At 69.8% G+C, this 21,934-nt stretch carries 21 protein-coding genes; 16 read left to right on the top strand and 5 right to left on the bottom strand.

Features of this window, described 5'->3' with window-relative positions; genetic code table 11:
• The first annotated feature begins 46 nt into the window (after window positions 1-46).
• The 3 genes from ABD793_RS09870 to ABD793_RS09880 are packed head-to-tail and all read left to right on the top strand — an operon-like array spanning window position 47 to window position 1,831.
• The gene (locus tag ABD793_RS09870; protein ID WP_344858120.1) at window positions 47-598 is read left to right on the top strand and encodes a Uma2 family endonuclease; all 552 of its coding nucleotides are present in this window, start codon (window positions 47-49) and stop codon (window positions 596-598) included.
• A gap of 9 nt (window positions 599-607) precedes the next feature.
• Window positions 608-1,096 carry a SigE family RNA polymerase sigma factor gene (locus ABD793_RS09875; RefSeq protein WP_344857827.1) on the top strand — a complete coding sequence of 163 codons (489 nt, stop codon included), beginning with the start codon at window positions 608-610 and terminating at the stop codon, window positions 1,094-1,096.
• A gap of 3 nt (window positions 1,097-1,099) precedes the next feature.
• A complete protein-coding gene (locus ABD793_RS09880; RefSeq protein WP_344857829.1) occupies window positions 1,100-1,831 on the top strand; it encodes a hypothetical protein in 732 nt (243 codons plus the stop codon).
• Window position 1,832: 1 nt separating this feature from the next.
• On the opposite strand, the gene ABD793_RS09885 is transcribed toward ABD793_RS09880, so the two are convergent.
• Together ABD793_RS09885 and ABD793_RS09890 are read right to left on the bottom strand one after the other, a co-directional pair.
• Window positions 1,833-2,789, bottom strand: coding sequence for a Gfo/Idh/MocA family protein (locus ABD793_RS09885; protein WP_344857830.1), 957 nt, complete (start codon window positions 2,787-2,789; stop codon window positions 1,833-1,835).
• Window positions 2,786-3,892, bottom strand: a complete 1,107-nt coding sequence (locus ABD793_RS09890; protein ID WP_344857831.1) for a DegT/DnrJ/EryC1/StrS family aminotransferase — start codon at window positions 3,890-3,892, stop codon at window positions 2,786-2,788. The genes ABD793_RS09885 and ABD793_RS09890 overlap by 4 nt, the downstream gene beginning before the upstream one ends.
• Window positions 3,893-4,054: 162 nt before the next feature.
• Between ABD793_RS09890 and ABD793_RS09895 the strand changes: the two genes are divergently transcribed.
• The 7 genes from ABD793_RS09895 (at window position 4,055) to ABD793_RS09925 (ending at window position 10,551) form a co-directional block, all read left to right on the top strand.
• Window positions 4,055-4,798 carry an acyl-ACP--UDP-N-acetylglucosamine O-acyltransferase family protein gene (locus ABD793_RS09895; RefSeq protein WP_344857833.1) on the top strand — a complete coding sequence of 248 codons (744 nt, stop codon included), beginning with the start codon at window positions 4,055-4,057 and terminating at the stop codon, window positions 4,796-4,798.
• 11 nt (window positions 4,799-4,809) lie between these two features.
• Window positions 4,810-5,055, top strand: coding sequence for an acyl carrier protein (locus ABD793_RS09900; protein WP_344857835.1), 246 nt, complete (start codon window positions 4,810-4,812; stop codon window positions 5,053-5,055).
• Window positions 5,048-5,779, top strand: coding sequence for an SDR family NAD(P)-dependent oxidoreductase (locus ABD793_RS09905; protein WP_344857837.1), 732 nt, complete (start codon window positions 5,048-5,050; stop codon window positions 5,777-5,779). The genes ABD793_RS09900 and ABD793_RS09905 overlap by 8 nt, the downstream gene beginning before the upstream one ends.
• A gap of 76 nt (window positions 5,780-5,855) precedes the next feature.
• Entirely contained in the window at window positions 5,856-7,265 is a 1,410-nt protein-coding gene (locus ABD793_RS09910) for an AMP-binding protein (protein ID WP_344857839.1), read from the top strand.
• Window positions 7,262-8,314, top strand: coding sequence for a LuxE/PaaK family acyltransferase (locus ABD793_RS09915; RefSeq protein ID WP_344857842.1), 1,053 nt, complete (start codon window positions 7,262-7,264; stop codon window positions 8,312-8,314). Before ABD793_RS09910 ends, ABD793_RS09915 begins: the two co-directional genes overlap by 4 nt.
• A complete protein-coding gene (locus tag ABD793_RS09920; protein WP_344857844.1) occupies window positions 8,311-9,555 on the top strand; it encodes an acyl-CoA reductase in 1,245 nt (414 codons plus the stop codon). Before ABD793_RS09915 ends, ABD793_RS09920 begins: the two co-directional genes overlap by 4 nt.
• A gap of 12 nt (window positions 9,556-9,567) precedes the next feature.
• Window positions 9,568-10,551, top strand: coding sequence for a lysylphosphatidylglycerol synthase transmembrane domain-containing protein (locus ABD793_RS09925; protein WP_344857846.1), 984 nt, complete (start codon window positions 9,568-9,570; stop codon window positions 10,549-10,551).
• Here the strand turns inward: ABD793_RS09925 and ABD793_RS09930 are convergent.
• A complete protein-coding gene (locus tag ABD793_RS09930; protein ID WP_344857848.1) occupies window positions 10,548-12,467 on the bottom strand; it encodes a DUF6541 family protein in 1,920 nt (639 codons plus the stop codon). The genes ABD793_RS09925 and ABD793_RS09930 overlap by 4 nt on opposite strands.
• A gap of 222 nt (window positions 12,468-12,689) precedes the next feature.
• On the opposite strand from ABD793_RS09930, the gene ABD793_RS09935 reads away from it, so the two are divergent.
• Both ABD793_RS09935 and ABD793_RS09940 read left to right on the top strand, forming a co-directional pair.
• Window positions 12,690-14,219 carry a hypothetical protein gene (locus ABD793_RS09935; protein ID WP_344857850.1) on the top strand — a complete coding sequence of 510 codons (1,530 nt, stop codon included), beginning with the start codon at window positions 12,690-12,692 and terminating at the stop codon, window positions 14,217-14,219.
• Window positions 14,220-14,295: 76 nt separating this feature from the next.
• Complete coding sequence (locus tag ABD793_RS09940) at window positions 14,296-15,039, top strand: lysophospholipid acyltransferase family protein (protein WP_344857852.1); 744 nt, start codon at window positions 14,296-14,298, stop codon at window positions 15,037-15,039.
• Between the two features lie 2 nt (window positions 15,040-15,041).
• Here the strand turns inward: ABD793_RS09940 and ABD793_RS09945 are convergent, their stop codons facing one another.
• Window positions 15,042-15,842, bottom strand: coding sequence for an HAD family hydrolase (locus tag ABD793_RS09945; RefSeq protein WP_344858122.1), 801 nt, complete (start codon window positions 15,840-15,842; stop codon window positions 15,042-15,044).
• An 80-nt stretch (window positions 15,843-15,922) separates the two neighbouring features.
• Here ABD793_RS09945 and ABD793_RS09950 point away from each other — a divergent pair, with 80 nt between their 5' ends.
• Complete coding sequence (locus ABD793_RS09950; RefSeq protein ID WP_344857854.1) at window positions 15,923-16,810, top strand: LLM class flavin-dependent oxidoreductase; 888 nt, start codon at window positions 15,923-15,925, stop codon at window positions 16,808-16,810.
• A 175-nt stretch (window positions 16,811-16,985) separates the two neighbouring features.
• Here the strand turns inward: ABD793_RS09950 and ABD793_RS09955 are convergent, their stop codons facing one another.
• Window positions 16,986-18,998, bottom strand: a complete 2,013-nt coding sequence (locus ABD793_RS09955) for a DUF6541 family protein (RefSeq protein ID WP_344857856.1) — start codon at window positions 18,996-18,998, stop codon at window positions 16,986-16,988.
• Between the two features lie 89 nt (window positions 18,999-19,087).
• Between ABD793_RS09955 and glf the strand changes: the two genes are divergently transcribed.
• From glf to ABD793_RS09970, 3 genes are read left to right on the top strand one after another with little or no spacing between them, the layout of a single operon-like run.
• Window positions 19,088-20,311 (top strand): UDP-galactopyranose mutase, encoded by a 1,224-nt coding sequence (glf, locus tag ABD793_RS09960; protein ID WP_344857858.1) that lies wholly within the window; start codon window positions 19,088-19,090, stop codon window positions 20,309-20,311.
• Window positions 20,304-20,822, top strand: a complete 519-nt coding sequence (locus ABD793_RS09965) for a phosphatase PAP2 family protein (protein WP_344857860.1) — start codon at window positions 20,304-20,306, stop codon at window positions 20,820-20,822. The genes glf and ABD793_RS09965 overlap by 8 nt, the downstream gene beginning before the upstream one ends.
• Window positions 20,819-21,865, top strand: a complete 1,047-nt coding sequence (locus ABD793_RS09970) for a decaprenyl-phosphate phosphoribosyltransferase (RefSeq protein ID WP_344857862.1) — start codon at window positions 20,819-20,821, stop codon at window positions 21,863-21,865. Before ABD793_RS09965 ends, ABD793_RS09970 begins: the two co-directional genes overlap by 4 nt.
• Window positions 21,866-21,934 lie beyond the last annotated feature (69 nt).

Consider the following 21,934-nt stretch of genomic DNA (forward strand, 5'->3'; position numbering starts at 1 on the left):
GTGAAGGAGATCTCTGAGTGCCCTCGAGCGGCCTCAGCACCAGCTCCTGACCCTCGACGACTGGGCGGAATTCCCGGAGACCTCGGAGTTCCACATGGAGGTCGTCGAAGGGGTTCTTTCAGTGGCGCCGCGTCCGCTCCCGTTGCACCAGATCGTGCTGGGCCGGTTGGTCTACCTGATCACCAGAGGGCTGCCGATGGACTTGGTGGCGGTGAACGAAATGGAGATGGTGATCAGCACGGTGCCGCTGACCGTGCGGTCGCCGGACGTCCTGGTCGCGCCGACCTCGGTCATCCAGGCGAACCCACCACGGATCGGCGCCAAGGATGTTTCCCTGGTGATCGAGGTGCTTTGCGAGGGCAGCAAGCGCACTGACGAGAACGACAAGTACTTCGAATACGCCGATGCCGGGATCGAGCACTACTGGATCGTCGACCTCGCACCGCCGATCAGCCTGCTCGCGTACCGGCTCGTCGACGGTGACTACGAGAACTTCGGCGAGCACACCGGTAGCGCCGCGCTCGCGTTCGCGTTCGCGGACACGACGGTGAAGCTCGACCTCGACGCGTTGATCGACGTACGCGCCCAACGGTCGTAATCTGGCCGGGTGCGCAGTGACGACGAGTTCGCCGAATTCGTTCGCGCTTGTTCGCACCGCCTGACGCACGCGGCGTACCTGCTCACCGGTGACCGGCACCAGGCCGAAGACGCCGCGCAAACTGCGTTCACCCGCACCTACGCCGCCTGGTCGCGGGTGCGGCGGAAGGATCCCTACGCCTATGCGCGGCGGGTGCTGACCAACCACGTCATCGACGCCTGGCGCAGGCCGATCCGGGAGTACGCCACCGAACAGCTGCCGGAGCGGGAAGCGATGCCGGACGTTGCGCAGGCCGTCGCGCAGCGGGAGTGGCTTTCCACGGCGTTGGCGAGGCTCACCGTCCGGGAACGCGCGGTCATCGTCCTCCGGCACTTCTTCGACCTGCCGGAACACCAGGTCGCCACCGAGCTGGGCGTCTCGGTCGGCACGGTGAAGAGCACCAATTCGCGGGCGCTCGCGAAGCTGCGGGTCGACGCCGGGACACTGGTCGGGGGGTGACGCGTGGCTGACGAAACCGAACGGTTGCGGGCCGTGCTCCACGAAACACCGCCGGAGCGGTTCGCCGAACCCGACCTGACCCGGATCATGGCCGACGGCAAGCGGTTGCGACGCCGGCGGCGGGTACTGAGCGGCACCGGTGCGGCGGCCGCGGTGGTGGCCGTGCTGGCGGTTGTCTTCGGCACGGTGTGGCTGCGTTCGCCCGGTCCCGCACCGCAGCAGGTGCCGGCCGCTGCGCCACCGGGCACCACCGCACCGTCGATGGTCACCAGCACCCCTGCGCCGCCGACGCCGCAGAACTCGGTCCCGGCGGGCGGTGTGCTCGACACCGGCATCCGCGCCGAGGACGGGCAGCTCGTGTTCTACCTGGCGAAGCTCGACCAGCCGCCCGGCGCCACCTTCGGGGTGATGGCGGGCGTGCGCACGGCGGATCGGCTGCGTCCGCTCTACCTGGCCAACGAGATCAAGGGCTCGGACCGGTCGTTCGGCTTCCACGCCACCTCGGGTGGTATGACCGTGGGGACGACCTGGGTGCCGGTGTTCGGCTACTTCAGCGGCCCCGCCGATCGCGTCACGACCACGGTGGGCGGCCGGGTGATTGCCGCGCACGCCGGGAAGCTGAGCGAGGACCCCGAGGTGCTCGTGTTCTGGTTCGACCAGGCGGAGGTGCCGTCCGCGGCACGGCTGACCCCGCTGACGGCCTACACCGCGGCAGGCAAACGGCTCACCCGCTGACTCAGGCGGCGGCCTGGGTCAGCACCTGCGACACCACGTGGTGCGAGGGCAGGATCAGCTCACGTTCGGTGGCCGGGTCGAGCTTGCCCTCGAGCAGGTCGAGGAAGCGGTCCAGCTGCGTGGCCAGCGGTTCGCGGGCGGTCACCAGTTCCGGGATCTCGATCACCGTCTGCTGCCGGTAGCCGAGGCCGTCCGGGGTGACCGAATCGTGCGAAACGTGCCGGTAGATGGTCACGTCGCGGCGCAGCAGGTCGATCTCCACCATCCGGTCCAGTTCGGACACCACGAGCGAACGCACCTTGCGCTGCCCCAGTCGGGACGCGGACACGGTGGCCAGTCCGGTGGTGAAGGACAGCACCGTCTCGATGGTGTCCTCCGCGCCGTCCACCGACTGCGGGTGGAAGTACCCGGCGCCGGAGGTGACCCGGGAAGGCGTTGCCCCGCCGAAGAACTGGATCGCCAGGTCGACGTCGTGCACCAGCAGGTCCCACGCCACACCGGTCTTGATCCGCGGTGCGTACGGACCGTGCCTGCGGGCCATCAGGTGCACCGGTTCGCTCACCAGCGCCCGCGCGGTCATCACCGCGGGGTTGTAGCGCTCCAGCAGCCCGCACATCAGCGGGACGTCCTTCTTCGCCGACAGCGCGACGATCTCCTGCGACAGCTCGAGGCTGTTGCACACCGGCTTTTCCACCAGCATCGGCTTGTCCTGGCCGAGGATCTCCTGTGCGAGCTCGTAGTGCGCCTCGGTGGCCGAGGCGAGCACCACAGCGTCCACATCGGACAGTGAGCCGATTTCCGGTGTCCACTGGGTTTCGTAGCGCTCCGCGACGGCGCGGCCGGCTTCCTCGCGGGGGTCGATCACACGGGCCAGCTGCACCCGCTCGTTGCCCGCGAGCACTCGCGCGTGCAGTGAACCCATGTTGCCGGTGCCGATGAGTGCGATCCGGTGTGTCATGCGCCAAGCACCTCTCGCACGGTTTCGATGACCCGGTCCAGTTCGGACTCGCTCAGGTGCGGGTGCACCGGAAGCGACAGTGCCTGGTCGGCGACCGACTTGGCCACCGGGAAGTCCGCCACCTCGGCGCCAGGGATCAGCGGGTGCCCGCGGTAGCAGTCGTAGTCGAAGACGACCTTCGGGTAGTAGATGCCGTTGCCGACGCCCCGTTCGGTGAGCGCGGCGGCCAGCTCGTCGCGCGAGAGCATCGCGTGCGGGCCGACCAGCACGGTGTACTGGTGCCACACGTGCTCCCGGCCGGGCAGCACCTGCGGGGCGTCCAGGCCCGGCGTGCCCGCCAGCCCCTCGGTCAGCCGCTTCGCGTTGGACTGCCGGGCCGCGGTGAGCTGATCGAGCTTCTCCAGCTGCGGGATGCCGACGGCCGCGTGCAGATCGGTCATCCGGTAGTTGTGCCCGGCCATCTCGTACTGGTAGCGGGCGCGCATGCCCTGGTTGCGCAGCACGCGCAGCTTCTCGGCCAGCTTGTCGTCGTCGGTGGTGATCACGCCGCCCTCGGCGGTGGTCACGTTCTTGGTGGCGTACAGCGAGAAGCAACCGATCCCGAAGGAGCCGGCCGCACGTCCCTCGAACGACGCGCCGACCGCCTGCGCCGAGTCCTCGATGATCTGCAGCTCGCGTTCGGCAGCGAACGGGGCGAGCTTGCCCATGTCTGCGGTCTGCCCGTAGAGGTGCACCGGCATCAGCACCTTGGTCCGGCCGGTGACCGCCTCGGTGACCGCGTCCGGGTCGATGGCGAAGTCGTCCCTGCGGATGTCGGCGAACCGGACCGTGGCACCGGCCTCCAGGATGGCGTTCAGCGTCGCGACGAAGGTGAACGGGGAGGTGATCACCTCGTCCCCCGGCTGCAGGTCCAGCGACTGCAGCGAGGCGACCAGCGCCGTCGTGCCGTTGTTCACGGCGATGGCGTGCTTCGTGCCCGCGACGTGCGCGAAGGCGTCCTCGAAGCGCTTGACCATCGGCCCCTGAGCGATCGCGCCGGATCGCAGCACCTCGACGACCAGGTCCTCTGCGTCGCGGACGTCGACCACGGTAATGGGGATCATCGGCAGTCTCTCTCGGCAGGTGATTTCGATGCGTCCGGTACAGTGAGCCGCCGGTTCTGCGCCCGGCCGCCCTGCGTGCACGCGGGCGACACGTTACCGGGCGCCGCCGCCCGCCCTTGACCCCAGGCCATCCCGGCCGGACGCGACGAACGGATCAGCACTGTGCCTGACGCGGCAGCCAACCGGATCCATCCGACCGCCGTGCTCGGCGAAGGCGTCGAGCTCGGCGAAGGCAATGTGATCGGGCCGTACACGGTGATCGTCGGGCCGGCCAGGATCGGCGACGGCAACTGGATCGGCCCGCACGTGAGCATCGGCACGCCGGGCGAGGACCGCGGCCGCGAGCACCCGGCGGCGTGGGAGACCGCGCCGACCGGCGACCCCGACCACGACGGGCACGGCGTGCTGATCGGCGACCGCAACCGGATCCGCGAGTACGTGAGCGTGCACCAGGGCACCTGGCGCACCACCACGCTCGGCAGCGACGGCTACTACCTGCGTGGCAGCCACATCGCGCACGACTGCCTGGTCGGCTCGGGCGTCACCATTGCCTCGAACGTCGTCACCGGCGGGCACTGCCACATCTGGGACGGCGCGAACCTCGGCATGGGCACGGTGCTGCACCAGCACGTGGTGGTCGGCCCCGGCGCGATGGTCGGCATGGGCTCGGCGGTGCGCCGGGAAGTGGGCGCGTTCACCATCGCGGTGGGCAACCCGGCCAGGGTGACCGGCGTCAACGTCGTGGGGCTTTCCCGGCGCGGCCTCGACGAGCCCGCGATCGAGGCGCTGTCGCCGTGGCTGAAGGGCAAGGCGGACCTGCCGGAGGGCGGGCTGGCCGACCGGCTCCCCGGCGACCTCTCTACCTTGGTCAAGGCGTGGGACGCCCGCCCGCGCGAGGAACACTAGGAGCTGTGCATATGTCTGAAGTCGCGCCCAAACTGCGTGAGGTCTTCGTCGAGGCGCTGGACCTGGACGGCGACGTGAACGTGGAGAACCTGAAGTACCGCGACCTCGAGGCGTGGGACTCGGTCGGGCACATGGCGCTGGTCGCGGCGATCGAGGACGAGTTCGACGTCGAATTCGACACCGACCAGGTGATCGACATGTCGAGCTTCAAGGTCGCGGTCGACATGGTGACCGAGCTGACGGCGAAGAATGACTGATCTGGCCGGCCGCGTCGCGCTCGTCACCGGCGGGACCCGCGGGATCGGCCTTGCCACCGTCGGGGCGCTGGTCGAGGCCGGGGCCACGGTGGTGCTGACCGGGCGGGACGAGTCCACGGCGAAGGAGGCGGCCGCCGCGGCGGGGGCCGCCGCAGGGCTCGGGCTCGACGTCACCGACGCCAAGGCGGTGTCCACGCTGGTCCGTGGGGTGGCGAAGGAACACGGCAAGCTCGACGTCGTGGTGGCCAACGCCGGGATCATGGAGGACGCGCTCCTCGGCATGATCCGTGCGGAGAGCGTCTCCGCGACGCTGGACACCAACGTCGCAGGCACGCTGCACACCGTGCAGGCCGCGGCGCGCGCGATGCTGCGGAAGAAGACCGGCGCCATCGTAGTGCTCGCCTCGATCGTCGGTGAGCACGGAAGTGCGGGTCAGACGGTGTATGCGGCATCGAAGGCGGCAGTGGCGAACATCGCCCGCTCGGCCGCGAAGGAACTCGGCCGCTCCGGTATCCGCGTGAACGCAGTGGCGCCGGGCGTGATCGAAACGGACCTCACCGCGGGCCTGTCCGACGAGGCGAAGGCGGAGAACGCCGGCCGTACGCCGCTCGGCAGGCTCGGTACGCCGGAAGACGTGGCGAAGGTGATCCGCTTCCTGGTCAGCGACGACGCGGCGTACGTGACGGGGCAGGTGCTCGGCGTCGACGGCGGCCTGGTGCTGTGATCCGCCGTCCCCTCCGTCGTGCTCGATGGAGCGGGTCCGCCGCACTGTTCGAACACACGAGCCAGGAGGAGATCCGGTGAGTCTGGTTGGCGAAGGCGCTCGGCTGGTCGACGTGGCAGGCGGCGGTGAGCTTTCGGGTGCGGAGCTGACCGAGCAGGTCGAGCGGGCCGCGGCCGAGGTCGCCGACCTGCCGGACGGTGTGCTGTTCGCGCGGATGTCGGTGGACCTGGCGAGCGTGCTGCGGTATCTGGGCGCGTTCGAGGCCGGGCGTGCGATCGCGCTGATCGACCCGGCGCTGGACGCCGATGTGCTCGCCGATCTGATCGGCCGGTTCCGGCCGGCCGCGGTGCTCGCCGCGCCGGAGGTCGCGCCGCCGCCGGGCTACCGCGCCGCGGACGGGCACTGGACCCGGGAATCCGCCGACGGCGTCACCCCGCACCCCGATCTCGCGGTGCTGCTGCCGACCAGCGGTTCCACCGGCAATCCGAAACTCGTCCGGCTCTCCCGCCAGGCCGTGCTCGCCAACGCCGAGGCGATTGCCGAGGTGCTGCACATCGATTCCGCCGAGGTTGCGCCGACCTGCCTGCCGCTGCACTACAGCTACGGGGTGTCGGTGCTGAATTCGCATCTCGTGCGGGGTGCGACCGTGGTGATCGAGCCGTCCGGCGTGCTCGGCCGCGGATTCTGGCAGGCGGTCACGGAACACGGCGTGACGTCGTTGTCCGGCGTGCCCTACCACTACGAAATGCTGCGGCGGCTCAAGTTCGATCCGGCGAAGTACCCGACCCTGCGCACACTCACCCAGGCGGGTGGCAAGCTGCGGGATGAGCTGATCGTGGAGTTCAACGACAAGATGCTCGCGGTCGGCGGCCGGATGTACGTGATGTACGGGCAGACCGAGGCCGCACCGCGGATGACCACGGTGCCCGCCGAGCGGCTGGCGGACCGGATCGGCTCGGCCGGTCCCGCGCTGCCCGGCGGGGCGTTCGCGATCCGCCGGGACGACGGTGCGGAGACCACGCACCCGAAAATCGTCGGTGAGGTCGTCTACCGTGGACCCAACGTGATGATGGGTTATGCGGACGACGAGGCCGGGCTGGCTGCGGGCGACGAATGCGGCGGAATGCTGGCCACCGGCGACCTCGGGTACCTCGACCAGGAGGGGTACCTGTACATCACCGGGCGCCTCAAGCGGATCGGCAAGGTGTTCGGCAACCGGGTCAGCCTCGACGATCTGGAGCAGGCCGTGCGGTCCGCCGCGGTGGGCATCGACGTGGTCGCCGCGGTATCGGCGGGGGACAAGGTCGTGCTGTTCGCCGAACTGCCCGAGGGCGAGGCCGCGCCGGCGATCTGCAAGGACGCCGCGCGGGCCCTTTCGGACCGGCTGCACCTGCACACCAGCGGGTTCGACGTACGCCCGATCGACACGGTGCCGCTGCTGGCCAGCGGCAAGATCGACTACCGGTCGCTGGAAGGACGGGTATGAGTGTGTTCACGCGCTCGCAGGCGCAGCGGGAAGCGACGCTGCTGCCGGAGCTGGCGGAGCTGACCGCGCACCACCGCGCGAACTCCGCCGGGTACGAGCGGATCCTGGCCTCGCTGGGTTTCGCGCCGGATGCCTCGTTCGGCGCGATCGCCGAGCTGCCCTGGCTGCCGGTGCGCATGTTCAAGACCCACGACCTGAAATCGATCCCGGACGACGAGGTGTTCAAGACGCTCACCTCCTCCGGCACCACCGGAGCCGGCGCGTCGCGGATCTACCTGGACAAGGCGGCGGCGGGCGCGCAGACCAAACAGCTCGGCGCCACGCTGCAGGAGGTCCTCGGCGGCGAACGGCTGCCGATGCTGATGGTCGACACCATCGGCATCATCAAGAACCGCCGGTCGTTCTCCGCGCGCGGCGCGGGCGTGCTGGGCATGGCGAACTTCGGCCGCAAGCACACCTACGTGCTGGACGAGAACGACAAGCCGGACGTCGAGGCGGTGAAGAAGTTCCTCGCCGAGTACGGGGACAAGCCCTTCTTGATCTTCGGGTTCACCTTCATGGTGTGGCAGTACCTGTACGAGGTCGCCCGGGAGCACCGGCTCGACCTGTCCAACGGCATCCTCATCCACTCCGGCGGCTGGAAGAAGCTGATCGACCGCGCGGTGGACAACCGCGAGTTCCGCCGCCGGTTCGCCGCGGACACCGGGCTCACCCGGATCCACAACTACTACGGGATGATCGAGCAGATCGGCACCGTGTTCCTGGAGGGCCCGTCGGGAAACTCCCTGTACTGTCCCGATTTCGCGGATGTGGTGATCCGGGATCCGCAGACCTGGGCAGAGCAGCCGGTCGGCGAGCCGGGGGTGATCGAGGTGGTGAGCACGCTGCCGCGGTCCTACCCCGGGCACGTACTGCTCACCGAGGATCTGGGCGTGTACCGCGGAATCGACGACGGTGACTGGCCGGGCAAGCACTTCTCGGTGCTCGGGCGGCTGCCGAAGGCCGAGGTGCGGGGCTGCTCGGACACGTTCTCCGGAGCGGCGGCATGAGCGAGCTGACACTGCGGTTCCCGCTCGGCGAAGCGGTGCCGGCCGGCGATCTGGTCGACGAACTGCGCAGCGAGCCACCGGGTGGACGGCTGAGGTTCGGCGATCCGCGGATCGTCGAATTCGTCACGAAGTTCGCACGCAAGCTGCTCGCGCCCGCGCTTGCCCGGCGGTTCCCGGAGCTGGCCTCGCTGGGTTTCTTCCTGCGCAAGGGCGAGCTGGCCAAGGCGTTGTCCACTGTGGAAACGTCAGGAGACACCCTGCGGTTCCCGCGCGGGCTGGTGTTCCACGTGCCACCGGCCAATGTGGACACCATCTTCGTGTACTCGTGGGCGCTGTCCGCGCTGGCGGGCAATCACAACGTGGTGCGCGTGTCGTCGCGGTCGGCGGGTGCCGCCGAGGCGGTGCTGGAAGCGCTCAACGCGGCGCTCGGCGAGGTATCGCCGGAGGCCGCGGCCACGATCCGCGCGACCCAGCGGATGATCACCTACGACCGCAGCGACGAGATCAGCGGTGCCTTGTCGCTGGCCGCCGACCTGCGGGTGATCTGGGGTGGCGACGCCTCCGTCGCGGCGCTGCGCAAGTATCCGCTGGCACCGCACGCGCGGGACCTCACGTTCCCGGACCGCTCGTCGTTCGCGATCGCGTCGGTGCGCGGCTGGCAGGAGGCCACTCCGCAGGCCCGGCGAAGCGCGGCCGAAGGGTTCTACAACGACTCCTACTGGTTCGACCAGGCCGCCTGTTCGTCGCCGCGCGCGGTGTTCTGGGTGGGCGACGCCGCGGGCGCGCGGGCCGCGGGCGAGGAGTTCCGGCAGTTGCTGGCGGCGGTGCTGGCGGCAAAGCAGCACGTCACCGAGCCCGCCATGGCGGTGCAGAAGCGGGTGTCGGCCTACGGCGCCGCGGTCGACGGGCTGGTGTCCTCGATCCGGTTCGACGGCAACGCGCTGGCCACCTTGGAGCTCGCGGACGCCGGCGTGCTGCCGCGGGAGTGGCTGGGCGCGGGCACGTTTGCGAACGCCGCTCTCGGGTCACTCGATGAGCTGGTCCCGATCGTGCAGCGCAAGGACCAGACGGTGAGCCAATTCGGGTTCACCGCAGAAGAGCTGACCGGATTCGTCACGGCGCTGGCCGGGCGTGGGGTCGACCGGGTGGTGCCGTTCGGCTCGGCGTTGACCTTCGCGGGCGTGTGGGACGGTTACGATCTGCTCGCCGAGTTCAGCCGCCTGGTCACCGTGCAGGCTTGAGGAGCAGCGTCGATGACGACCGTTCGGGAGGACGAAGTCCCGGCAGCCGGGAAGCCCCGCAAGTCCACCAAGGCGCGGGTGCTCGACGTGGTGCGCTGGGTCGCCATCCTGCTGGTCGTCGGCTTCGCCGCGAAGCAACTGGCCGAGAACTGGGACGAGTTCTGGCACACGCTCTCCGATGTCGCATGGCAGTCGTCGGTGCTCAGCCTGCTCGCGCTCGTGGCGGCCATCCTGGTGTCCACCTGGGGCTGGCAGGTGCTGGTCGACCACCTCGGCCGGCCGATCGGATACGCCCGCGGCGCGCAGATCTGCCTGGTCGGCTCGCTTGGCAAATACGTGCCGGGTTCGGTGTGGGCGTACCTGCTGCAGATGGAGCTCGGTCGTAAAGCAGGCCTCGCCCGTGCGCGGATCTTCACCGGCTCGCTGATCCAGCTCGGCGTGAGCGTGGTGTCCGCGCTGGTGGTGTCGCTGCTGGCAGCGCCTGCGGTGTTCAGCCACAGCCCGCGTGCGGTGTGGCTGTTCGTGCTGATCCCGGTGGGCCTGGCGCTGCTGCACCCCCGCGTGCTGACCTGGGGCACGTCACTGGTGCTGCGGATCCTGCGCCGCCCAGCACTGAAGGAGCCGCTGGGCTGGGGCGTGGTGCTGAAGACGTTCGGCGCGTCCACGCTGGCCTGGGCGTTGCAGGGGGTGCACCTGTGGCTGCTGGCGAACTCGGTCGGCGCGCCGGGCGTCAACGGCTTCGTGCTGTGTGTGGGCGCGATGGCGGTGGCGATGACCGTCGGCACCTTCGCGTTCATCCTCCCGAGCGGCGTGGGCGTGCGCGAGGTGGCCCAGGTCGCGGTCCTCACCGCGAGCGGACTGACGGTCGGCCAAGCCACCGCCTTCGCAGTGGCTTCGCGGGTGATGTTCACCGTGGCGGACCTGCTGACCGCCGGGGTCGCCGCGGTCGCGGCACGATTGTCGGGCGCACACCGCCCCGCTCCGAACGCGGTTTAACGCTTCAGCTCGTAGATCACCGCGTCCTCGTTGCGGTACACCTCGTGCAGGAACGGCAGCCCGTCCAGCCGGTTCAGGCCGGCGGACGAGTACGCCCAGTGTGGTGGCTGCCGCGGCCTGCCGAGAATCACCCAGTGGATGTTCAGCCGGGCCACCGCGGCGCGCACCTCCGGATCGGTTCCGTAGCTCCGGAAACGCGCGGCCAGCAGCTTCGCGTCCGAGGGCGGCGCGGTGCCGTCGTCGTGGGCGGCGACGGTTCGGACGCCGCTCAGTGCGTAGGTCCACGGCGTGCCGTCGTAGCGGTCGTTCATCGCCCATTCGCCGGGGCGGGACAGGCGGCCCAGCTCCACCATCGCGCGTTCCTCGCCGGGCGTGATGTTCAGCGTCTCCGGGTTGCTCGCCCGGTAACCGCTCGCCACGTTGTCGCCGTTGGTGCGCAGGTAGAGGTTGTTGGTGATCGCCACGAAACCCAGCAACACCACCGCCGCGGTCGCGAAAGCGGGTACTCGCGCCGGCAACCGCTCGGCCAGCCACGCCTGCAGCGACGCCACGCCGTGGCCCGCGATGAACGCCAGCGGCACGGTCGCCATCGAGATGAACCGGTACGGGTCGTCCCACCACGGCCTGGAAAGCGCCATCACCCACGGTGCGTCCGACGACGACACGGCGAGGTAGCCGAAGCCCGCGATCAGCGCGGTCAACCCGATCCAGCGCAGTGCCCGCAGCCGTGCGAAGAACACGAACCCGAGCAGCAACGCCACCGAAAGCCAGATCTGCGGGTTCGCTTCGAAGTGCTGGAAGCCGAGCAGTGCACCGAGTGCGGTCGTCGCCCGCCATTCGATCGGCCAGCCGAGGTAGGGCATCGAGCTGTTGGCCAGCCCGAGCGCGCCGAACAGCTGCAGCCACGCCACCAGTACCGAAACCGCCGCGATCGGCAGCAGGGCGAGCAGGTCCCGGCCGATCAGCCGCCACCGCGAGAACCAGCGCGGGACCAGCAGCGGACCGGCGAACAGGATCGCACCGAACAATGTGGACGAATGCACGCACAACAGCCCGACGGCCGACACCATCAGCACGAACCCGGTGTCCGGAGCGATCCGGCCGAGATACCGGCGCAGCACCACCGCGGCCAGCGGCGTGAGCGCCAGCCCCAGCAGGAACGGGTACAGCGGCCCGCGGTTCATCGACTCGTACGTGCTCGTCACCGGTGCGACCGACGCCAGCGCCACCGCACCTGCCAGCACCGCCCTGCCGCCGAACTCGCGCACCAGCACCACGAGCGAAAGCGCTAGCAGACCCGGCAGCAGTGCGGTGTTCGTGTCGAGCGTGAGCGGGATCGAGGCACCGCTGAGCGTGTACTGTTCGGCCGCCAGCAAGTGGTAGGCGTTGGGATAGAAGGGCGGCGACCCGTCCCCGTACCAGTTCAGGGTGCCCATGCCGAAAAGGCTTCCGTCGCCGGTCGAGGCGATGTAGCGCACGCCGTTGGCCGCGTACGGCGCGTCCCCGCCCTGCGCGATCGCGCCGAGGTGCCCCATTCCGCGCACTGCGGCGTAGAAACCGACCACAGTGGCGAGCACCAGGCACGCGCCCACCGCCCAGTGCGCACGCGGGGCCCAGACCCGAGGCTCCGGCTGTGGCGGCCACTTGTGCACGGTGAGCCGTCTCAGTCCGAATGCGACACTCGCGAACAGCACCGTGGTCACCGCGAACGTCCAGGTGGTGAACGGCAAACCGAGCGCAGCCGTCCACGGTCCGGCCAGTCCGCCGATGGCGTAGCTCAGCAACGGCGCGAGACCGGCGAGCCGCCATCCGCGCAGGCCCGCGGCGAGACCGGTGACCAGGCCGGGGAGTCCGAGGACGAGCAGGCAGACAGCAATGCTCGACACAACGGGCAGCAGCGTGGGTTCGCTCGGCAACAGGCTTCCTCGGCTGGTCACGGATCCGCTCGGGCCCCCGCAGGGCGGATCGGAATCGGGAGCACAGCGTAACCGGCACCACATACACCCGAACGGCTTATGTCCGGGAGCCTAGGCGCGCGATTGACTGGACGCGGTGAAGTGCGGTCCGGGCGGGTTGCCCGGAGGGGTTGCGGGACGGCGGGAGGGGACCTGCCGTGCCGCAGGACGCAGGGGAGTCGCGTGGTCTACGCGGTCGTGGGGGGATGGCTGGCGCTCGCCGCGCTGGTCGTTTCCTGCTGGCGGCTGATCGCGTCCCACCGGCGGTGGCGCGTGGTGGTACTGCTGCTCACCCTCGGGTTTTCCCTCCTGCACCAACTGTTGTTCGCGGCGGCAACAGAGGATGCATTCGTCAGCTTCCGTTACGCGCACAACATCGCCGACGGCAACGGCCCGGTGTTCAATCCCGGCGACCGCACCGAGGGGTACTCGAACTTCCTGTGGCTGGTGGTCATCGCCCTGCCCCGTGCCGCGTTCGGGACCGCGGTGTCGACGTCGGCCATGGTGCTCGGCGTCGTCGCGACGCTGGGCTGCGTACTGCTGGCCTACTTCCTGGCCGACCGCATCACCGAGCTCGCGCTGCCGCCCGGCGCCGAACCCCGCCGGGCGGTCGGCGTGGCCGCGGCGGTGCTCACCGCGGGTGCCAGCGGGCTGGCCGTGTACGGCGCGTCCGGCACTGAGCTGCCGATGTTCGTGCTGCTGGTGCTGTCGGTCGGGTACGCGCTTGTCGTGCGGCGTCCGGTGGTGGCGGGGGTGCTCGTCGCCGGTGCGGTGATGACCCGGCCGGAAGGGCTGGTGCTGGCCGTCGTCGCCGGTGCGTGGCTGGTCGTGGCGGCCGCACGGGCACGGCACACCTGGTGGGCGCCGGTCGGCTACGTGCTGGGTGCGCTGGTCTTCCTGGTCCCGTGGACGGCCTGGCGTGCCACTTACTACCACCACTTCCTGCCCGAACCGCTGCACGTATCCGGTCCGGGCTGGTCGTACCTCGCCGGGTTCGCCTTGGCGCATTTGGCTTTCCTGGTGCCCGCGGTCGGGTCGGCGGGTGCGCTGCTGCGGGCCCGGAACGGGGCCGGCGAAGCGCGTTCCGCGCTCTGGTTCCTGCTCACGGTCGCGGTGGGCAGCACCGCGTTCGTGGTGGTGCTGGTCGGTGACCCCGACCCGGCGTGGCGGCTGCTCGCGCCGGTACCGCCGTTGCTGGCGGTCGCCTCTGTCGGCACGTACGGCTTGCTCACGGCTGCGCGCCCCTCGCCGCGGCCGCGCACCGTTTCGCGGCTGGTCCCGGCCGCAGCGGCCGTGTTGGCCGGTGTCGCGGTGGCGGTCTCCGTGCTGAACCCCGAGGTGCTGGCCCGGGTACGCACCTGGCAGACGAGCAGCGCCCAGCTGGCGGAGATCGGTTCGTGGCTGAGCCGCTATCTGCCGCCGGGATCCGTGGTGAGCGCCGGAGCCCCCGGCGCACTGGCGAGCAGCGCCGGCAACGGACTGCTGGTGGTCGGCCCGGACGCAGGCGGTACGACGCTCGCCGTCCCCGATCGCATGGGCTACGCCGAGCGTCAGGACTGCTCCGACGACCTGTCGGTCTGGTACCGCGTGGCCACGTTCCACCGCACCGGCACACCGTTCTGGATCTCGGTCTACCCGCGTGCGGACGAGGAGAGTCAGCTGGTGGACGACCTCGATCAGGCACCGGGTTTCGAGTACGTGTTCTGCCCCTGAGGGCTGCGGCCGGTGTGGTGGAGCCGACCTACCGGACCGTAGGGTGCCGGACCTACGGTCCCGTAGCCTGGATTGCATGGCTGATTTCGTGTACCCGCCCGTGCTGGCCACCGCGCGGCTGATGTTCCGGTTGCTGGACAACCGCATCCGGATCGAGGGTGCGGAGCACGTGCCTGCCGCCGGTGGTGCGGTCATTGCCTGCACGCATGTCAGCTACCTCGACTTCATCTACTGCGGGCTGGGTGCCCGGCCGTCGAAGCGGCTGGTGCGGTTCATGGCCAAGCACGAGATCTTCGACCACCGGGTGGCCGGGCCGCTGATGCGCGGGATGCACCACATCCCGGTCGACCGGTCCGCCGGGCAGGCCTCCTACGAGAAGGCGGTCGACCGGTTGCGGGCAGGCGAGGTGGTCGGCGTGTTCCCCGAGGCCACGATCAGCCGTTCGTTCACGGTCAAGCAGATCAAGACCGGCGCCGTCCGGATGGCCGCGGCCGCCGGGGTGCCGGTGGTCCCGATGGCGCTGTGGGGCACCCAACGGCTGTGGACGAAGGGCAGGCCCAAGGACCTGACCCGACGGCACGTGCCGATTTCCGTGGTGGTCGGCGAGCCGATGACCCCGCAGCCGGACGACGACTGCGAGGTCCTTTCGAAGGACCTGCGTGCCCGCATGACCACCTTGCTGGAGCACGCGCAGGCGGAGTACCCGGAAGAACCCGCGTCGGATGCCGAACGCTGGTGGCTGCCCGCGCACTTCGGCGGCTCCGCGCCGACGCCGGAGGAGGCGGCCGCGCTCGACCGCCGTCCGGACGGCGGCGACTGACCTCAGAACCAGCGTTCCAGCACCTGGGCCACGCCGTCCTCGGTGACCGGCCCGGTCACCTCGTCCGCGGCGGCCAGTGCCTCGGGGTGCCCGTTCGCCATCGCGACGCCGTGCCCGGCCCACCGGAGCATCTCCACGTCGTTGGGCATGTCGCCGAAGGCGATCACGGATTCGGCCGGCACCCCGAAACGGGCTGCCACGTCGGCAAGGCCGAGTGCCTTGGTGACCCCGTGCGCGGACAGTTCGATCAGCCCGCCGGACGACGAATAGGTCACGTCGACCGCGTCGTCCAGCACCGCGCGGACCGCCCCGGCCATTTCCTCCGAGGTCATCCCGCGGCGGCTGACCAGCAGTTTGATCGCGGGTTTGCCGAGCACCTCACCGCGCATCGCGACACGGCCCTCGCCGTCCCCCCACGGGTTGTGGTAATCCGGCTCGATCACGAAATTGCGCAGGTCGTGGTCCGGCGGGCCCTGCTCGACCCGCTCGGCGGCCAGCCGGCATCCGGGCAGTGCCTTGTCGAGCGTGCCTGCCAGGTCGTACAGCAGCGTGGGCTCGAGCAGACCGTGCACCTCGACCACGGAGTCCCGGCCGATGTCGAGCAGCACGGCGCCGTTCGCGCACACCGCGTAGCCGGTGAGCCCGAGCGGACCGGCGATCGGGGCGATCCAACGGGGCGGGCGGCCGGTGCACAGCACGAACGGCGCCTGGTCCGCGAGCACCCGCTGCACCACCGACACGGTGCGCTCGGTCACGGTTTCGCTGGGGCCGAGCAGGGTGCCGTCGACGTCAGAGGCGATCAAGCGGGGTTTCTCCACATCCGCATTGTCCTGGGTGCCGCCCGTTCGAGCGAACGTCGGTGGCGGACGTTACGGTCGGCCGCGTGCGAGCAGGAATCGTGATCCTTCCGGAAGATCGTTGGTGGGCGGCCGAGCCGAAGTGGCGGGCCGCCGAGGAATACGGCTTCGACCACGCGTGGACCTACGACCACCTCGGCTGGAAATCCCTGGTGGACGGTCCGTGGTTCTCCGCGGTACCCACGCTGACCGCGGCCGCGCTCGTCACTTCGCGAATCCGCCTCGGCACCTTCGTTGCGTCGCCGATCGCGCGGCATCCGGTGCCGTTCGCGCGGGAGCTGATCACCCTCGACGACGTCTCCGACGGCCGGTTCCTGCTCGGCGTCGGCGCCGGTGTGGACAACGAAGACTACGACCCGCAGGTCATCGACGCGCCGAAACTCACCGCGCGGCAGCGCGCGGACCGGTTCACCGAGTTCGTCGAAGCACTCGACGGACTGCTGATGACCGACCGGTTCGACTACTCCGGCGAGTACTACACCGCGGTCGGCGCGCGGAACCTGCCGGGAACGGTGCAGCGGCCGCGGCTGCCGTTCGTGGTGGCGGCCAACGGCCCGCGCACGATGACCTTGGCCGCCCGCTTCGGCGCAGGCTGGGTCACCACCGGCCGCGGCGGCAGCACTGCGGACGAATGGTGGCAGGGCGTCGCCGACCAGGTGCGGGTGTTCGGCGAACGGCTGGACGCAGCAGGCCGCGACGGCTCCACCGTCGAGCGGTACCTCGCCCTCGACGGCGGACCGAGGTATTCGCTGAGCAGCGCGGCCACCTTCCGCGAGAGTGCCGAACGAGCCCGCGAGCTGGGCTTCACCGACGTGATCACGCATTGGCCGCGCTCCAGCGGCCCGTACGAGGGCCACGAATCGGTGCTGGAGCAGGTGGCCGAGACCGTGCTGCCGGAGCTGCGGGAAAACTAGTCCGTTCGGGTGGGTTCGGCGGCTGCGGGAACCGCGGTCCGCGGCCCGCGCGTCAATGGCGGTGGGAAGAGGGGGAACGGCCGGAGGGGAGGCCGTCTTCCCGGTCAGCGGGGGGAACCTGAGGAAGCTCCTCGTGGTCGCGGTCGTGGGGGCGCCGCGAGCACGGGGAGCCGGGTCACTTCACGATCGTGTAGATCGACGCGCCGGGGTTGCGGTACTCGAGGCGCAGGAAGTCCCGTCCGTCCAGCCCGAGCAGGCCGGGAGCGATCGGCGTGTCCTTGCGGATGGTGCCGCTGCCGATCAGCACATGGTGCACGTCCAGCCGGCGGATCGCGGCACGGACCTGCGGATCGGTGTCGTAGTCGCGGAAGTGCACGGCCAGGTACAGCGCGTCCGGCGCCACCCGGCCGCCGCCGTCGTAGTGGCCGGCCACCGGATGCACGCCGCTGAGCGCGTACATCCAGGCGGTGCCGTCCAACCGGTCGTTGAGCACCTTCTCCCGCGGCGGGATGCCCATGGTGCCCAGGTGCATGATGGCGGCGATCTCATCCGCGCTCACCGGCGGCGTGACCTCGCCCTCCGGGCCGTTGTAGTACAGATACGACACCGCGGTGGCGTTTGCGCTGCGGTAGAACCCGCCGGTCAGCACGGCCGTCGCGGCGACAACGACGACGGCGGTCCCCATTCCGAGCCGGGCCAGCACCTGCGGCCGGGAGCGCGCCCACGCACCGTTGCGGACCCGTCGCGCGATCCACCGTTGCAGTTCCGCCATGCCGTGGCCGGCGAGCAGGCACAGCGGGATCGCGGCGAGCGCCATCAGCCGGTAGCGGTCGTTCCACCACGGCCGCGAGAGCGACACCACCCACGGCAGGTAGCCGAAGGACGCCACGAGCACGAAGAACGCGGAAAGCCCGAGCGCGGACAGCGACACCCAGCGCATCCGGCCGAGCCTGCGGAAGGTCAGCACACCGATCAGGAGCAGCACGGTGAGCCAGATCTGCGGCCGGTTCAGCACCTGCTGGAACGTGGCCAGCAACTTCAGCGACACCGGGACCGACAGGTCGGAATTCCACCCGTAGTACGGGTAGGACCCGGCGGTGAACCCGATTGCGCCGAAGATCTCCGGCGCCGCCAGCAGCACACTGGCCACCATCACCGGCACCATGCGCAGGAGGTCCCCGCCGATCACCCGGCCCGCGGAGCGTCCGTCCGGTACGCCGTCCAGCGGCAGCCGCCGCAGCGACCGGTACCAGCGCTGCAGCGCCAGCGGCAAGGCGAACAGCACCGCGCCGAACAGCGCGCTGGAATGCGCGGTGAGCAGCCCGTCCGCGGTGAACGCGAGGATCAGTCCGGTGTCCACGCCCGGCCGGAGGAGGAAGCGTTGCAGCGCGACCACCGCCAGCGGCGTCAGCACGATGGCCAGTGCGTAGGGCAGCAGGCCGCTCGACACCGACTCGTACGCGCCCGTCGTCGCGGCCGCGGCGACGAGGGCGGTGCAGCCCGCGTACACCGCACGCCCGCCGAGCTGCCGGATCATCGCGACCATCGACAGTGCGAAGAGACCGGCGACCGGCATCGTGATCGCGTTGAGCGTGACCGGCACGCTCGTGCCGGAGATCTGATAAACCAGCGCGCCGACCAGGTGATAACCGTTCGGGTAGAACGAGCCGTCCGGGTACCAGTTGATGGTCCCCATGCCGGTGAGCGAGCCGTCGCCGGTTTCGGCGATGTAGCGGATGCCGTTCGCGTGGAACACCGTGTCCCAGCGCTGGAAGACCGCGGTGGTCCCGCCGCGCGCGGAGAGCACCACCGCGATCGACAAGCCGGTCGCCACCACGACGCACGCCGCGACCGCCCAGTGCTCGCGCCGGGTCCAGCGGTTCTGCGGCTCCTCCGCGCCCTCGGTGAGCCATCCGCGTGCGATGAGCAGCCGTCTGGCGCCGTACGCGAGAGCGGCCACCAGCACCGTGCAGACGGCGGTGGTGAGCACGTTGTAGGGCAGGCCGGCTTTCGCCAGCCACGGGCCGGCCAGGCCGGTGACGGCGTAGCTGAGCAGCGGCGCGAGACCGGCCAGTGTCCAGCCGCGCAGCCCGGCCGCCCGGCCGATCAGGCCGCCGGGGACCGCCAGCACGGCCAGGTAGGTCGCGATCCCGGCGGCGTAGCTCCAGAAGGTGTCCGGTGCAGGCATGCTTCTCTGTGTGTGGTGTGGGTGAAGCCCGGCGGTATGCCGGAGGTCGGTTCGGGCCGCGGTGGCAGGACTGCGTACCCTGGGCGCCCGTGAGCGAGCACACGAACCCCGCCAAGATTACTGAAGACGAGTTCGGCGGTTACGACCTCGTCGTCGTCGGGTCCGGATTCTTCGGGCTGACCGTCGCCGAGCGGGCCGCGGCCGAGCTCGGCAAGAAGGTACTGGTGCTCGAGCGGCGCAGCCACCTCGGTGGCAACGCCTACTCCGAGCCAGACCCCGAGACCGGTATCGAGGTGCACCGTTACGGTGCGCACCTGTTCCACACCTCGAACAAGCGCGTGTGGGAGTACGTCAACCGCTTCACCGAGTTCACCGGCTACCAGCACCGGGTGTTCGCGCGGGTCAAGGACCAGGTCTACTCGTTCCCGATGAACCTCGGCCTGATCAACCAGTTCTTCGGCAAGTCGCACACCCCGGACGAGGCCCGCGAGCTCATCGCCAAGCAGTCGTCGGAGTTCGAGACGGACAAGGCGCAGAACCTCGAAGAGAAGGCCATCTCGCTGATCGGCCGTCCGCTCTACGAGGCGTTCATCCGCGGCTACACCGCGAAGCAGTGGGAGAACGACCCCAAGAACCTCGGCGAGAACATCATCACCCGGCTGCCGGTCCGCTACACGTTCGACAACCGGTACTTCAACGACACCTACGAGGGACTGCCCGTCAACGGGTACACCGCGTGGCTGGAGAAGATGGCCGAGCACGAGAACATCGAGATCCGGCTGAACGTCGACTACTTCGACGTGCGTCAGCACATCCCGGCGGGCACGCCGACCGTCTACACCGGTCCGCTCGACCGGTACTTCGACTACTCGGCGGGCCGGTTCACCTGGCGCACCGTCGACTTCGAGTCCGAGGTCGCGGAAACCGGCGACTTCCAGGGCACCTCGGTCGTCAACTACAACGACCAGGAAGTCCCCTACACCCGCATCATCGAGTTCCGGCACTTCCACCCGGAGCGGAACTACCCCAAGGACAAAACGGTCATCTTCCGCGAGTTCTCGCGCTTCGCCAAGGAGGACGACGAGCCGTACTACCCGATCAACACGCCGGACAACCGCGAGAAGCTCGAGGCCTACCGCGAACTGGCCAAGACCGAGGCCCGCGAGCGCAACGTGCTGTTCGGCGGACGGCTCGGCACGTACAAGTACCTCGACATGCACATGGCGATCGGCTCGGCGTTGTCGGCATTCGACAACAAGATCGCCCCGCACCTGGCCGACGGTGCGCCGCTCGACGGGTCGCTCGATGCTTGAGAAGGACACGCCGCACGGTGAGGTGGCGGTCCTCGCGAAGGCGCAGGGCTTCCTGAAGAAGCCCGGTACGGTGCAGGTCGCGCGGGGTATGTCGCTGTTCGGCGAGCACAGCGCGGGATGGTTCGCGCTGGGTCTGCTCGGCGCGGCGCTCGACCGCAAACGACGCAAGGACTGGCTGACCGCCTCGGCAGGCGTCCTCGGCGCGCACGCCGCCTCGATCGCGGTGAAACGCGTGGTCCGGCGGCCGCGACCGGACCACCCCAGCGTCGAGGTACTGGTCGGCACGCCGAGCAGGCTGAGCTTCCCCTCGTCGCACGCGACGTCCACCACGGCGGCGGCGGTGCTCTACTCCGGACTGACCGGGCGTAACCTGGTTCCCGCCCTCGTACCGCCGATGCTGGCCTCGCGGCTGCTGCTCGGTGTCCACTATCCGACCGATGTGCTGGCCGGAGCCGCCTTCGGGGGCGTCATCGGCGGTCTGATCCGACGGAAACTGGACAAGAAGCGATGAGCGAAACGACCGACGAGCGAGCCGAGAAAGCGGCCGAGGAGGCCACGGCGGAGGAGTCCGCCGAGGTCAACGAGCCGACCGCGGAATCGCCCGCAGAGCCGGTCGCCGCTGCTGGCTCTGCGCAGCCGCCCGTGCCATCGGACGGCTCCGCGACCGGTACCAGCCTGGTCAAGCTGGTGCTCGGCGTGGTCAAGACGGCAAGGCCGAAGCAGTGGGTCAAGAACGTCCTGGTGTTCGCCGCGCCGTTCTTCGCGTTCTCGAAGGCGACGAACCGCACTGAACTGATCATCGACGCGCTGATCGCGTTCGTGGCCTTCTCGCTCACCGCCTCGTCGGTCTACCTCATCAACGACGCGAACGACGTCGAGGCCGACCGTGCGCACCCGACCAAGCGCAACCGGCCGATCGCGGCCGGGATCGTGCCGGTGCCGGTGGCGTACGTGGCCTCGGTGGTGTTCTTCCTCGCCGGGCTCGCGGTGTCGTTCGCCGCGGACTGGCGGCTGGCCATCGTGCTCGCGGTGTACGAAGCCGTGCAGCTGGGCTACTGCTTCGGGCTCAAGCACCAGCCGGTGGTCGACCTCGCGATCGTCGGCTCGGGCTTCCTGATGCGCTCGATCGCCGGCGGTGTCGCCGGCGGTATCTCGATGTCGCAGTGGTTCCTGCTGGTCACCGCGTTCGGCTCGCTGTTCATGGTGGCGGGCAAGCGGTACGCGGAGATCATGTTGTTCGAGCGCACGGGCGCGAAGATCCGCTCGTCGCTGAAGAAGTACTCGGCCAGCTACCTGCGGTTCGTGTGGGCCACGTCGGCGGCGATCCTGATCATGTCGTACTGCCTGTGGGCGTTCGAGATCCGCCAGACCGAGCACGATTCGGTGTGGGCGGTGGTGTCCATGGTCCCGTTCGTGATCGCGGTGCTGCGCTACGCAGTGGACGTCGACGGCGGCAACGCAGGCGCGCCCGACGAGATCGCCCTGCGTGACCGGGTACTGCAGGTCCTCGGCGCGAGCTGGGTGGTCACCCTGTTCCTGTCGTTCTACCTGTGAACTCGCGCTGATTTAGACAGCTGGGTTTCAGGCTGCACACAGCATCGGCGGTCATCCTCGGGGTGCGAC

This window comes from Amycolatopsis ultiminotia (genome assembly GCF_039536925.1).
GTDB lineage: Bacteria > Actinomycetota > Actinomycetes > Mycobacteriales > Pseudonocardiaceae > Amycolatopsis > Amycolatopsis ultiminotia.

Excerpts from the sequence above, each read along its gene's own strand:
- ABD793_RS09885 (WP_344857830.1), bottom strand. The coding sequence starts at position 2,789 with ATGACACACCGGATCGCACTCATCGGCACCGGCAACATGGGTTCACTG.
- ABD793_RS09890 (WP_344857831.1), bottom strand. The coding sequence starts at position 3,892 with ATGATCCCCATTACCGTGGTCGACGTCCGCGACGCAGAGGACCTGGTC.
- ABD793_RS09900 (WP_344857835.1), top strand. The coding sequence starts at position 4,810 with ATGTCTGAAGTCGCGCCCAAACTGCGTGAGGTCTTCGTCGAGGCGCTG.
- ABD793_RS09905 (WP_344857837.1), top strand. The coding sequence starts at position 5,048 with ATGACTGATCTGGCCGGCCGCGTCGCGCTCGTCACCGGCGGGACCCGC.
- ABD793_RS09915 (WP_344857842.1), top strand. The coding sequence starts at position 7,262 with ATGAGTGTGTTCACGCGCTCGCAGGCGCAGCGGGAAGCGACGCTGCTG.
- ABD793_RS09920 (WP_344857844.1), top strand. The coding sequence starts at position 8,311 with ATGAGCGAGCTGACACTGCGGTTCCCGCTCGGCGAAGCGGTGCCGGCC.
- ABD793_RS09925 (WP_344857846.1), top strand. The coding sequence starts at position 9,568 with ATGACGACCGTTCGGGAGGACGAAGTCCCGGCAGCCGGGAAGCCCCGC.
- ABD793_RS09940 (WP_344857852.1), top strand. The coding sequence starts at position 14,296 with ATGGCTGATTTCGTGTACCCGCCCGTGCTGGCCACCGCGCGGCTGATG.
- ABD793_RS09955 (WP_344857856.1), bottom strand. The coding sequence starts at position 18,998 with ATGCCTGCACCGGACACCTTCTGGAGCTACGCCGCCGGGATCGCGACC.
- ABD793_RS09965 (WP_344857860.1), top strand. The coding sequence starts at position 20,304 with ATGCTTGAGAAGGACACGCCGCACGGTGAGGTGGCGGTCCTCGCGAAG.
- ABD793_RS09970 (WP_344857862.1), top strand. The coding sequence starts at position 20,819 with ATGAGCGAAACGACCGACGAGCGAGCCGAGAAAGCGGCCGAGGAGGCC.